Source organism: Enterococcus sp. RTP21361st1_A6_RTP21361_211029, assembly GCF_040910045.1.
Taxonomy (GTDB): Bacteria; Bacillota; Bacilli; order Lactobacillales; family Enterococcaceae; genus Enterococcus_D; species Enterococcus_D gallinarum.
The window spans coordinates 1-12,478 of the sequence record NZ_JBDGBK010000101.1 but is presented as its reverse complement, the minus strand read 5'-3'; the positions used below and the strand labels follow the sequence as shown (position 1 = coordinate 12,478).

Annotated in this window: 13 protein-coding genes, 1 pseudogene and 1 other annotated feature; of the genes and pseudogenes, 1 reads left to right on the top strand and 13 read right to left on the bottom strand. The window is 41.8% G+C overall.

All coding sequences use genetic code 11. The features are described 5' to 3' along the window. Positions 1 to 106: 106 nt before the first annotated feature. From argS to AB5Z52_RS14260, 10 genes are all read right to left on the bottom strand, one after another. Entirely contained in the window at positions 107 to 1,798 is a 1,692-nt protein-coding gene (argS, locus tag AB5Z52_RS14305) for an arginine--tRNA ligase (RefSeq protein WP_288551475.1), read from the bottom strand. A 91-nt stretch (positions 1,799 to 1,889) separates the two neighbouring features. Continuing rightward, positions 1,890 to 2,092 (bottom strand) — a binding site (T-box leader). A gap of 80 nt (positions 2,093 to 2,172) precedes the next feature. After that, positions 2,173 to 3,183, bottom strand: coding sequence for an ornithine carbamoyltransferase (gene argF / locus AB5Z52_RS14300; protein ID WP_003126864.1), 1,011 nt, complete (start codon positions 3,181 to 3,183; stop codon positions 2,173 to 2,175). 196 nt (positions 3,184 to 3,379) lie between these two features. After that, the gene (tsaD, locus tag AB5Z52_RS14295; protein ID WP_003126863.1) at positions 3,380 to 4,399 is read right to left on the bottom strand and encodes a tRNA (adenosine(37)-N6)-threonylcarbamoyltransferase complex transferase subunit TsaD; all 1,020 of its coding nucleotides are present in this window, start codon (positions 4,397 to 4,399) and stop codon (positions 3,380 to 3,382) included. Then, positions 4,396 to 4,857: a ribosomal protein S18-alanine N-acetyltransferase gene (gene rimI, locus AB5Z52_RS14290; protein WP_003126862.1), complete on the bottom strand. Its 462-nt coding sequence runs from the start codon at positions 4,855 to 4,857 to the stop codon at positions 4,396 to 4,398. The genes tsaD and rimI (AB5Z52_RS14290) overlap by 4 nt, the downstream gene beginning before the upstream one ends. Further along, entirely contained in the window at positions 4,850 to 5,392 is a 543-nt protein-coding gene (gene rimI, locus AB5Z52_RS14285) for a ribosomal protein S18-alanine N-acetyltransferase (protein WP_003126860.1), read from the bottom strand. Before rimI (AB5Z52_RS14285) ends, rimI (AB5Z52_RS14290) begins: the two co-directional genes overlap by 8 nt. Next, a complete protein-coding gene (gene tsaB, locus AB5Z52_RS14280; protein ID WP_005472189.1) occupies positions 5,376 to 6,098 on the bottom strand; it encodes a tRNA (adenosine(37)-N6)-threonylcarbamoyltransferase complex dimerization subunit type 1 TsaB in 723 nt (240 codons plus the stop codon). The genes rimI (AB5Z52_RS14285) and tsaB overlap by 17 nt, the downstream gene beginning before the upstream one ends. Positions 6,099 to 6,332: 234 nt before the next feature. Beyond that, positions 6,333 to 7,319 carry a LacI family DNA-binding transcriptional regulator gene (locus AB5Z52_RS14275; RefSeq protein WP_003126857.1) on the bottom strand — a complete coding sequence of 329 codons (987 nt, stop codon included), beginning with the start codon at positions 7,317 to 7,319 and terminating at the stop codon, positions 6,333 to 6,335. 38 nt (positions 7,320 to 7,357) lie between these two features. Then, on the bottom strand, positions 7,358 to 8,839 hold the full coding sequence (gene galT / locus AB5Z52_RS14270) for a UDP-glucose--hexose-1-phosphate uridylyltransferase (RefSeq protein WP_288551474.1): 1,482 nt from the start codon (positions 8,837 to 8,839) through the stop codon (positions 7,358 to 7,360). A gap of 11 nt (positions 8,840 to 8,850) precedes the next feature. Further along, entirely contained in the window at positions 8,851 to 9,840 is a 990-nt protein-coding gene (galE, locus tag AB5Z52_RS14265; RefSeq protein ID WP_021151224.1) for a UDP-glucose 4-epimerase GalE, read from the bottom strand. Between the two features lie 48 nt (positions 9,841 to 9,888). Beyond that, positions 9,889 to 11,046: a galactokinase gene (locus AB5Z52_RS14260; RefSeq protein WP_003126854.1), complete on the bottom strand. Its 1,158-nt coding sequence runs from the start codon at positions 11,044 to 11,046 to the stop codon at positions 9,889 to 9,891. Between the two features lie 153 nt (positions 11,047 to 11,199). Here AB5Z52_RS14260 and AB5Z52_RS14255 point away from each other — a divergent pair, with 153 nt between their 5' ends. Then, complete coding sequence (locus AB5Z52_RS14255) at positions 11,200 to 11,367, top strand: DUF3042 family protein (protein WP_003126853.1); 168 nt, start codon at positions 11,200 to 11,202, stop codon at positions 11,365 to 11,367. A gap of 23 nt (positions 11,368 to 11,390) precedes the next feature. Here AB5Z52_RS14255 and AB5Z52_RS14250 read toward each other — a convergent pair whose 3' ends face one another. The 3 genes and pseudogenes from AB5Z52_RS14250 to AB5Z52_RS14240 form a co-directional block, all read right to left on the bottom strand. Next, positions 11,391 to 11,753, bottom strand: a complete 363-nt coding sequence (locus AB5Z52_RS14250) for a DUF488 domain-containing protein (RefSeq protein ID WP_005472185.1) — start codon at positions 11,751 to 11,753, stop codon at positions 11,391 to 11,393. Between the two features lie 166 nt (positions 11,754 to 11,919). Further along, the gene (locus AB5Z52_RS14245; protein ID WP_005472184.1) at positions 11,920 to 12,318 is read right to left on the bottom strand and encodes a rhodanese-like domain-containing protein; all 399 of its coding nucleotides are present in this window, start codon (positions 12,316 to 12,318) and stop codon (positions 11,920 to 11,922) included. 15 nt (positions 12,319 to 12,333) lie between these two features. Next, a pseudogene (locus tag AB5Z52_RS14240) lies at positions 12,334 to 12,478 on the bottom strand (glucokinase); the annotation flags it as partial.

The following is a 12,478-nucleotide window of genomic DNA, read 5'->3' as shown; positions in this document are numbered from 1 at the left end:
AACAGTTAATCTTATCATACAAAAAAGGAGTGGATTTCTCCACTCCATAAAAGTCTAACTTTTTGGGGTCACTACATATAGGCTGCCGTTGGTATCTTTTTTTTATTTACATTTTATCAGGTGCATGTAATCCTAACATACGCAAATCTTCTTTTAACAAGACTGTTACAGCGTAAACCAATGCCAATCGAGCATCTTTTTGCGCATCTTCTGCTAAAATCTTGACATTTGCATAGTATTTATTGAAGGCTTGCGCTAATTTGATCGCATGTTTAGCAATCACTGATGGCTCATATTTATCTGCAGCCTGTAAGATAGTTTCTGGGTAGCGTTGGATCAACTTGATCACTTCCCAGCTCTCTGCATCATTCAAAGCAAGAGCTTGCGCATTGGCAGGATCAAATTGTGCTTTTTCTAAAATGCTCATCGCCCGTGCATGAGAATATTGGACATAAGGTCCGGTTTCTCCTTCAAAACGAACGACTTCTTCCAATGTGAAATCGAAGTTGTTCAGGCGATCATTTTTTAAATCATGAAAGACGACCGCACCGACACCCACTTGTTTTGCCACTTCATCTTTGTTCGCTAAGCCTGGATTTTTTTCTGTGATTTGTTCTTTCGCAGATTCGATGGCTTCATTCAATACTTCTTCTAATAAAACGATTTTTCCTTTACGAGTAGACAGCTTCTTACCATCTTTGGTGATCAAACCAAATGGGATGTGGTGCATATCATCTGACCAATCGAAGCCCATTTCTTTAAGAACTGCTTTCAATTGCTTAAAATGATAGCTTTGTTCGTTACCGACAACATACAGAGACTTAGCAAAGTTATAAGTCCGTTTGCGGTACAATGCTGCCGCCATATCCCGAGTGATATATAATGTTGCGCCGTCAGATTTGCGGATCAACGCTGGATTGAGATCATAGGCAGTCAAATCAACGATTTCTGCGCCTTGATCTTCTTGTAATAAATGTTTTTCTTCCAAAAGTTCAACGACTTCCGTCATTTTATCATTGTAGAAGGCTTCCCCATTCAATGAATCAAAACTTACTTCCAGCATGTCATATATTTTGTTGAACTCTTGCAATGACTCATCGCGGAACCATTGCCATAATTCGGTTGCTTCTTGATCACCGTCTTCTAGCTTCTTGAACCATGCCCGAGCTTCATCTTCCAACGCTTTATCATTTTCTGCTTGTTCATGGAATTCAACATATAAACGCAAGAGTTCATTGATTGGTTCTTTTTTAACTGCTTCTTCAGAACCCCATTTTTTATAGGCGACGATCAATTTCCCAAATTGAGTTCCCCAGTCTCCTAAATGATTGATCCGAATTGGCTGATAACCGATTTTTTCAAGAATAAAGCCAATCGAATTACCGATCACCGTCGAACGCAAATGGCCCATGGAGATTGGTTTCGCAATGTTTGGTGAAGACATATCAATCGGAACCGCCTGCTGATTGCCAATTGATTGATCTCCATAATGATTTTTTTCCTTCAAGACGGTTTGTAAGACGTGTTCGCTGATCACTTCTTTATTCATAAAAAAGTTCAAGTATGGACCCACGACTTCGATTTTTTCAAAAGAAGCTGGATCAATTTTTTCCGCCAGCTCGCTAGCGATCTGTTGCGGTGCTTTGCGATAGACTTTGGCTAAAGCAAAGGCAGGAAAAGCAACGTCTCCGTGTTCAGCAGTTTTAGGATTTTCTAACAATTGACTGACTTGTTCTAAAGTCAAATCTTCTTTGACAGCGGCATAAATAGCTTGTGCAACGATTTGTTTATTATTCATTTTCTTTCCCTCCATTTGTTTCGATACGAAAGCAATGCCCAGCGAATGTACATGCGGAACAACTAAAAAAAGTCTCTAGTGCATCACATGCACTAGAGACGAGATTTCCCGCGGTACCACTCTATTTGTCCTTTAAGGAATGATTCTTAAAAGACCTACTTATTTCTGATAACGGCAGAATTCCGTTTGCTAGGCAAAATCTCACAAGTGCGCTTCACTTTCTTGATTGTTCGGCTCACACCTTCCCGAACTCGCTGAAAAACAAAAGCTACTCTTCTTGCTCATCGATTATCTACTATTTTGTTCCCAGAAAGTATAACAAAAAATAATCGGTTTGGCTAGCCGGTTTTTCGCCTTTGCATGGATTTCGCTAGTTAAACCTTTGGAATAAATAGATCTCCAAGGGTGACAGCCATAATGGCTTTGATAGAGTGAAGGCGATTTTCTGCTTGATCGAACTGGCGCGCTTGCTTGCTGTGAAAAACGTCATTCGTCACTTCCATCTCCTTCAAGCCAAAATCAGCAGCGATTTTGGCCCCATATTTGGTTTGTGTATCATGAAAAGCTGGTAAACAATGGAGGAAAATGGCTTGTTCATTATTGGTTTTTTTCATTAATTCGGCATTTACTTGGTAAGGCATCAGCAAGTCGATTCGTTCTTTAAATTTTGCTTCTTCTCCCATTGAAACCCATACATCGGTATAAACAACGTCTGCTCCTGCTACAGCTGCCACATCATCTGTAATCAAAATTTCGGCTTGTGATGCTTGGGCAAATTGCTCTGCCAGCTCGATGACTTGCTGTTCCGGCTGTAATTCTTTTGGTGCGATGATTCGAATAGCAACACCGAGAATCCTGCTAGTCACAAGTAAGGATTGCGCAACGTTATTTCTTCCATCGCCGCAGTAAGCGATCGTCAGACCTTCAAGACTGCCAAAATTTTCTTGAATCGTCATAAAGTCTGCGATCATCTGTGTCGGGTGCCACATGTCAGACAATCCATTCCAGACAGGTACACCAGAATATTTCGCCAAGTCTTCAACGATTCTTTGGCTAAATCCTCGATATTCGATCCCATCAAACATCCGACCAAATACTTTTGCAGAGTCCTCAACAGATTCTTTTGATCCCATCTGGATATCGTTTGCTCCTAAAAATTCCGGATGCGCTCCTAGATCAACGGCAGCAACGGTAAAGGCAGCTCGTGTCCGAGTAGAATTTTTTTCAAACAAAAGAGCGACATTTTTTCCTTCCAAATAACGATGCGGGATATTCTTTTGCTTTAATTCTTTTACATGTAATGAAAAATCGATCAGATACTGCAATTCATCTCTGGTAAAATCTTTTTCTGCTAAAAAACTGCGACCTTTAAAAACGGATTTCATTTCTTTTGCACCCTTTCTTGCCTATGTTTTTTAGCCAGTATACATCTTTTATAATTTTTATTCAATATATACAAGTTTTACGTATTTTTAATCAATTTTATCCAAATAATTAAACAAAAGACCGTGGGCTGCCATTCGGATTCGTATCCCGATGACGCCACGGTCTTCTCTGTAATGTTGAGCAGCAAATGCTTGATTATTTCATTTCATGACCAAAACTTAGGCTTGGCACAGCATTCAAAGATAGTGGGGCAAACTGTTTTTTTTCTAACAAAATATGCCCAAAGGCCCCGATCATTGCCGCATTATCGCCACATAAACGCAAAGGTGGAATAATCAAGTCAATCTCAGGCAGGTCACTCATTGCTTCATCTAGTGCCTGACGCAGGCCTTGGTTTGCAGCAACGCCACCTGCAACAATCAATTGGTTAACAGGATAAGTCTTGCAGGCGCGAATCGTCTTAGTGACCAAAACTTCTACGACACTTGCTTGAAAACTAGCAGCAAGGTTGGCTTCGTCCAATGTTTCTCCTCGTTGCTGCGCATTATGGACAAAATTAATAAAGGCACTCTTTAATCCGCTAAAACTAAAATCAAAATTGTCTTCATGAATCATTGCTCTGGGAAAATGGTACGTGTCCTCACCTAAATGCGCCAAACGATCGATTTCTTTTCCGCTAGGATAAGAAAGTCCTAAGACTCGTCCCACCTTGTCATATGCTTCTCCTGCAGCATCGTCACGTGTCTCGCCAATAATCTCAAAGGAACCATCTTCTGTCATATAAACTAGCTCCGTATGACCACCGCTCACTAGCAAGGCAAGCAATGGAAAGGTCAGAGGTTTGACAAAACGGGCCGCATAGATATGCCCCGCCATATGATTGACTGGCAACAAGGGTAATCCATGCGCCCAGGCAAACGCTTTGGCTGCCGAAAGACCGATCAGCAACGCCCCCACTAAGCCTGGACCGTACGTGACCGCTACAGCGGATAAGTCTTCTGGTGTCACTTCTGCTTGTTTCAGTGCCTCTTCTAAACAAAGAGTAATCTGCTCCACATGATGTCGACTAGCTACTTCTGGGACAACGCCACCAAAACGTTGATGACTTTTAATTTGAGAAGCCACGATATTGCTTAAAATCGTGTCCCCGTTCTTTATGACAGCGACACTTGTTTCGTCGCAGCTGCTTTCAATGGCTAAAATCAATTCATTCATTTGATTGATGCTGGCCTCACTTTCTTTTCCATGATCAATGCATCCTCTTGAGGATGACTATAATAATTTTTGCGCCGCCCAATGATTTCAAAACCCATTCGCAGGTATAAGGCTTGTGCTGGAAAATTACGGACCCGCACTTCTAGAAAAATCCTTTCGACGCCAGCAGATTGACAAGACTGAATAACAGCTTGCAGCAAGAGTTTCCCCAATCCCTGTCCTTTTTTTTCCGGTAAGACTGCGAGATTAAAGATTTCAGCTTCGTCTAAAACCCGACGGTAACTAACAAATGCCTCCATTGGCTGGAGTACTAAATAGTGACTGTCAACAGCAGCCAAATCCTGCTTGAATTGTTCACAAGTCCAGGGAGAGCCATCTTGGTAACTCGCTTCTGCCAATTGCCATAACAGCTCTTCACTTTTTGCAGGCAATTCTTCTTTATTCAACAGTTTATTCATTTAAAAATTTCACCATATCCAATGCATCTTCATTTCCTTCTGTATAGTAGGCAGTTTTGATCGCTCGCGAGACAAAGCCCAGCTGTCGATAAAGCCGCTGAGCGTCACGATTACTTAAACGCACTTCTAACGAAATTCGGTCACATTTGTTTTTTCGCGCATACTGTTCGATTTCAGTCAACAAAAAAGAGCCGACACCTCGGCCTTGATATTCAGGTATAACAGCAATATTGGTAATATGAGCATCTTCTCCCAACAAACGAACGCCCGCAAAACCGATCATGCGCTCATTTTGTAAGATACACAAGTACAAATGCTTAAATCGCGAATAAATCTCTGAAAGAAACGCGCTCTTGGTCCAAGGCAGCTCGCCGGCATACACCAATCGTTCCACTTGCAGTAACTCTTTGATATCTTCGCCGACGATTTCACGAATCACATACGTTTCATCCTGAATCGTTTTCGTCTGTTCTGGGTATTGAACTTTACGAAAAAGGGGCAGCTTTCCTTTGAAAGATTTAAATTTTTTCAACATACGTATCCGCTCCTGGAGTGTGAGATGCCAACCACTTTTCTTCCGCTTCAACAAGTTTCAAATACTCTGGCACAAAATCATGGATCGACGAAACGGGTTCCTCTGTTTCACTTAATTCTGCCAACACGACGCCATTCGGATAATTCCACAAAGAAACGTGATTGATCTGTGCAGACGGCATGGCTTCAGTGATTTGCGGGGCAAATTTTGCAGCATCAGCGCCAACAAAAAGTACCTCTGTGTGCAACTCAGCTAGTGCATGCAACAATGTCGGTAATGCCACATGCTGGTCAGGGATCACTGACTGCAGCTCCCCTTCCTGCCAACGATAGCCACCAGCATAGACATTGTTGCGACGTGCGTCAAATAATGGCACGATCACTTTCAAAACCCCAACACAATTCGCAGCTATGTTCTTCAAACTCGACACGCCCACCAATGGGATATGTAATGTATCGGCTAATGTTTTAGCGGTCGTGACACCGATCCGCAATCCTGTATAAGATCCCGGACCTTGGGCAACTGCGATTCGCTCTAACTGCTGCGGCAATACCCCCACAGATTGCATCAATAAATCGATTGCCGGCATCAATGCACTGCTGTGATTTTTGATAGCCATCGTCTGACTTTGTCCTAGGATCTCCTGACCATCCATGACTGCAATGGCCAATGTTTGATTTGATGTATCGATCGCTAATGTTTTCATTGCTTTTTCTCCCCAATCAAAAAACTCACTCATATTTTACCATATTCTGATAAAATGCCAAACTTTGCTTATTTGCTTTCATAGGTGCATGGTTACTGGTGAACTAAAAAAATGGCCAAAGAATCTATGGCAGCCGCGACAGTTTCTGACTGCGACGGAAAACTGTTCCATTACTGGAGACTTTTTCCCATAGATTCTCAGGACATTTCTATTTGTTGCAGATGAACTTCCCCATCATTGATTCGTAGATTGACGTTTAATCAACTCCGTTGCGATGGTGACCTTTCGCGGAACAGGAGCTGGATTCTTGATGATCTCAAGTAGTGTGGTTACAGCCAACTCTCCCATCCACTCCGTATGAACTTTGATTGTCGAAAGGGTTGGAAAAACATACTTGGCAACACTGACATCGTTAAAGCCGATCAAGGAGATATCTTCTGGCACACGAATCTTTTCTTCCTGCAGTGCCCGCAGTGCTCCGATGGCTAAAGCATCGCTGGAAGCAAATAACGCAGTAGGCAGTGGCAAGGCGTCTTGCAAGAACTGTTTCATTGCCTGATATCCATCTTCGACAGTAAACGCTGCTGCAATGTGATACCCTTCGTCATAAAGACGCAAGCGTGTCAGTCGTTCCTTGAATAGCGTCAGCCGCGGATCTTCAATTTCTTGTCGACTTCCTTTTGTAAATTCAATACCAGATAAGATACCGATTTTTTGATGTCCTTTAGCAACAAAATGATCAATGACCAAATCCACTGCTTGCTGAAAATCGACTACCAATGAATCCACTCCAGCCGACAGCCCGTCAAAATCAACGAGTAGCAGATGAGGCTGCGTCTTTTTTAATTGTGCGATCTGCTGGGCATCAAATTTTCCTAAAGCAATCGTTCCATCTACTTGGGTCTCACTGATAGAAGCAAACGATTCTTTTAACAAGCGAATCCCCAATTCTTCCGTCTTGTTCTCAATCCCAAGCCGAATAGCTAAATAGTAAAGATCGGCCAGTTCTTCTTCGGTATCAAACCACTGAATCAAACGAATCCGACCGTTTTCGACTTGGCTTTTCTTTTTATGCTTTGTATAGTTCAGTGCTTCGGCGGTTTTGAATATTTTTTCTTTGGTTTCTGAACTGACGGCTAACTCACTGTCATAATTGAGGACACGAGAAACAGTCGCTGGTGAAACGCCTGCCTGTTCAGCAATATCTTTAATTGTAGCCATTCCCGCGCCTCCATTCTTTCAAAGTCATCTCAATAACTTCAAAGTTTATTGATAAAACGCATGAATGCAGCCTGACCGGATGCATCTCGCTTGAAAACTCCTGCGTATTCCAAAACTTTTGCAAAAATCCCACCAACTTCTTGATAAACAATCTCTGTTACATTCTCCTCAGTGATGGTGTAGGTTTCCTTCATCTCTTGTGCCCACGGAATATGATAAGCAGCAATTTGATTTGGCTGATCAAGAAGATAGGCCCTCACTTCTTCTAACTCCGTTGCTAAACGTGGAGGCAAGACCGCTAATCCCATCACCTCGATTAACCCAATGTTTTCTTTTTTGATATGCTGAACATCTTTATGAGGATGAAAAATACCATCAGGATGTTCGTCAGAAACATTGTTATCCCGAAGAACAAGATCCATTTCAAAGTATTCGCCCTGTTTTCGAGCAATTGGTGTGATGGTGTGGTGCGGTGTGCCATCTTCTGAATAAGCATTGATCGAAACGGAAGGATCTGAGTACTCTTTCCATTGTGCCAAAATATAATCAGAAGCAGCAGCCACTTTTTGCTTGTCTCGACCTTGAATCCGAATAACCGAAAGCGGCCATTTAACGATTCCCACCGTTAGCTCGTCAAAACCAGTTAGTTTGAATGTTTTCTCAATGGGTGCTTTTGCCATCGCAAATGTATGCCGTCCACCTTGATAATGATCGTGGGACAAGATCGATCCACCTACGATTGGCAAATCAGCATTTGAACCGACAAAATAGTGAGGCAGAACCTCAATGATTTGCAATAGACGATCAAAGGTTTTGCGCGTGATCTTCATCGGACGATGCTCTAAAGACAAAAAGATGGAATGCTCATTGTAATAAGCATACGGAGAGTACTGAAGCCCCCACGCTTCGCCGTCCAGATTCATCCGAATAATGCGATGATTTGTTCGAGCCGGGTAATTCAGCCGCCCTTTATAACCTTCATTTTCCAAACAAAGGAGACATTTAGGATAATCGATCGTTGCTGCTGCTCGCTGCGCAGCGATTTCTTTCGGATCTTTTTCGGGTTTGGATAGATTGATCGTGATCTCTAATTCTCCATACTCGGTCATTACCGGAAAAACAATATTTTTCTTGATGGCTCGAGTCTTGATGTAATCATTTTGCTGACACAAATGGTAAAAATAATCCGTTGCCTCTTGTGGGTCTTTTGCATAGTGCTGGGCAAAGAAAGCATTGACCACAGAAGGCGTTGGCGTCAAGAAATCCATCAATTGCGCTTCAAGGATTTCGGTATCAGCAAGTGCCTCGCCGATCACCTGATTTTTTTTTGCTTGAGTGACCAATTGATCCATCAATACCACGGCTGATTCTTCGACCGGTCGTACAGTAGCTGATTCAAAGTCTTCTTCACCAATCATACCAAGGATCCTATTTTGTAAATAAATACGATCCATTTCCATCCAACCACCAGCCTGGATCGCTAATGTCACGAAATCACAGATTGTTTGACTGAGCGTCATTTTGTTGCCTCCTAGTCTTGATAACCTTCTGGATGGCTAACGTGCCAATTCCAAGCTGTTTCAATTATTTGTTTCACATCGGTGTAACTAGGTTCCCAACCTAACACCGCTTTTGCTTTATCACTAGAAGCGACCAATGTTCCCGGATCTCCGGCACGTCGCGGTGCTACTTTCGCTGGAATATCTTTTTGCGTAACAGTACGCGCGGCATCCAACATTTCTTTGACTGAGTAGCCATTGTTGCTGCCAAGATTGAAAACATTGCTAGGATTGCCTTTTTTCAAATATTCTAATGCTAAAATGTGGGCGTTGCATAGATCTTCTACGTGTACGTAGTCTCTGATACAAGTTCCATCTGGCGTATCATAGTCATCACCGAAAATTGCTAGCTCCTGACGCTGACCTAAAGCGACTTGCAAGATGATTGGAACTAAGTGAGTCTCAGGATCATGGTCTTCCCCGATTGAAGCATCTGATTTAGCTCCTGCAACATTAAAGTAGCGTAAAGCGACGTATTTCATGCCGTAAGCTTCATCACACCAACGCATCATTTTTTCCATCATGAGTTTGCTTTCCCCATAAGGATTTTTGGGATTTGTAGGTGTTTCTTCTGTGATTGGGCTTTGTTCTGGCTCGCCATAAGTCGCTGCAGTAGAAGAAAAGACAATATGATCAACGTTGTTGTCTTTCATTACTTCTAATAATACCTGCATCCCATACACATTGTTGTTGAAGTATTTCAACGGTTTCTCAACTGATTCACCGACAAGAGAGCTTGCGGCAAAATGGATCACGCCATCAATCGTTTCTTTCTCAAAAACGCTTTGCAAAAATGCTTTGTCTCGAATATCTCCTTCGTAGAAAACAGCCTCTGGATGGATCGCTTGACGATGACCTGTTAAAAGGTTATCCACGACAACGGCTTGGTATCCTTTCGTAATCAATTGATCAACTGCATGAGAGCCGATATATCCGGCGCCACCTAATACTAAAATAGCCATTCTTAATCATCCTTTTCTTTCATTTATTCAATGAATCCGTCTTACATTCTACAGTTTTCGCGCGCCATCATCAATGCTTGCTTGGTAAATATCTGTCTCATAGCCGATTTTTTCACGATAGCTTTCTTTGACAGCCGTTGCAAAAGCTTCCCACTCGCTTTTTTTCACCAAAGCGATTGCACAACCACCAAATCCAGCCCCTGTCATTCGGGCTCCCAAAACTGCTGGCTGTTCTTGTGCCGCTGCCACCAAAGTGTCTAACTCGATACCCGTAACTTCATAATCATCTCTTAAAGAAGCATGAGAAGCATCTAACAGATGACCAAAAGATTCTAAATCTCCCGCTTCTAATGCCGCTTTAGCTTTTAAGGTACGCTGATTCTCAGTTACAGCATGTTTTGCGCGCTTGATCAAGGTTGGATCTTCAATCAGTGAAGTATGTGCAAAGAATGTTGCTTCGTCCAATTCACCAAGCGATTGGATTTTCAGTTTCGTTTGAAGTCGTTTTAATGCTTCTTCACACTCCCCACGGCGCTCGTTGTATTTTGAATCTGCCAATTCCCGCCGCTTGTTTGTATTCATGATAGCTACGACATAGTCCCCAAATTCTGCAGGTACAAGGTCATAAGCTAAAGTGTTGGTATCTAGCAGTAATGCATGGTCTTTTTTTCCCATTCCTATAGCAAATTGATCCATGATACCTGAATTAACCCCAATAAATTCATTCTCAACTTTTTTCCCTGTCAAAATCAACTCTAAACGTTCGATCGCCAATCCGAACAAATCATCAAGAATCACTCCTGTCAATAATTCAATGGAGGCTGAAGAAGACAAGCCGGCACCATTAGGAATATTGCCATAAAAAGCGATTTCAATACCAGAGTCGATTGCATGACCCGCTGCTTTCAAATAGCGAATCACACCTTTAGGATAATTGGTCCAGTCGTCTTCTTTGCGGTACTCCAAATCGTCTAAGGAAAAAGTGATGATCCCCTTTTCAGGGAAGTTTTCCGAATAAAGACGTATTTGCTTATCTGCCCGTTTTCGTGCTACACCATACGTTCCTATCGTGATAGAGGCTGGAAAGACATACCCGCCATTATAATCTGTATGTTCCCCGATCAAGTTGATTCGTCCTGGTGCAAAATACGATCCTGTGCCTTTTTCACCGAATTTTTCTGCAAAAATTTGTTGTAGCTGTTCCATCTTTTTCGCTCCTTCATTTCATTTAGTAAATTTATTATAAAATATTTACTAAATTTTATCAATCCTTTACTCGCGATACAAGGGCTTATTTTTGATATTTTTGTACTTTTGTTTCATAATAGAAATAAATAGATAAAGGCGAGGTGGAGAAGAATGAAACGATTTCTTTCAGGTTTCTTAGTTGGTACAGTAGCAACTATCGCAGCAGCTGCTAGCGTAGTCATGACTGTCAAAAAACAAGTGATCGATCCAATTGACGAACAACAAGCACTAAATGAAGAAAAAAGAAAACGAGCTATGCGTAAAAGTGTCTCTCGTTAATACAAAAACTGCCATTGAAGATTTTACTTCAATGGCAGTTTTTTCAATTCTTCAGCTAATACAACCGCTTGATTATGTGTTTCATCTTTTGCACCATAAACCAATGTCACGGTTTTATGGTCTTTTACTATTTGCTGCAATGCACTAAAGGCATCATCGGCTGGCTTCTTTTTTAGTTCTGCTAGGTATCTTTGACAAAACGCATCAAAGCGCTCTGGATCATGACCAAACCATTTACGCAATTCCGTACTAGGTGCAACCTCTTTCAACCAAGAATCAATCGCCGCCACTTCTTTTTTGACGCCTCTTGGCCAGATTCGATCAACAAGGACCCGATAACCATCTGTGGGTGCTGCAGCCTCGTATACACGTTTTACTTTAATCATTTCCTTCCACTCCTTTGAATCTACCTTAACACATTCTTTCAAAAAAAAAAGACCGAGTCCATGATGACAAGATTCTCAGTTACAGCTGCTGAATGGTTTCTAACGATTCATTCTCGCGCCTCTTAGGAACATCTTGTTTGATCATTGATCTCAGTCTTTTGATTGATTAACTAGTTTTCTTTTTCGTTTTTCCGCTCCAGCCTTCATAGCCTTCTTTTAGAATGTAAATTTCTTTAAACCCTTCTTTGCGAAGTTTATTCGCAGCACGGATACTTAGAGATTTACGGGTATCATATAAGTAGATGGGCTGATCTTTCCGAAATGCGCTAAACGAATTGGTTAATACCGTAAATGGGATATTTCGTGCACCTAAGATATGACCGGCATCGAACTCGTTTTTCTCCCGCACATCAATCACTTGTGCTTTTTTCATGCCATTTTTAAATTCTTCTTCGGAAATGATTTTGGCTGATCGTCTTCCCATAATTTGGAAGTACGCCCAATTCAATGCGATTGCCAATAAAATCAATCCTAAAATAATATTAATCCAGTTCCAAACAGACATCTTACCTATTCCTCTCTACTTTGCAAATTGTAATGCTAATGACGCAGCGCCGATCACACCAGCATCATTCCCTAACTCAGCTAATTTGATTTCCGTGCTTTCCGTTACTTGCGGGAATGTGAATTCTGCAAAGTAAGCTGCTACACGACTACGTAAAAAT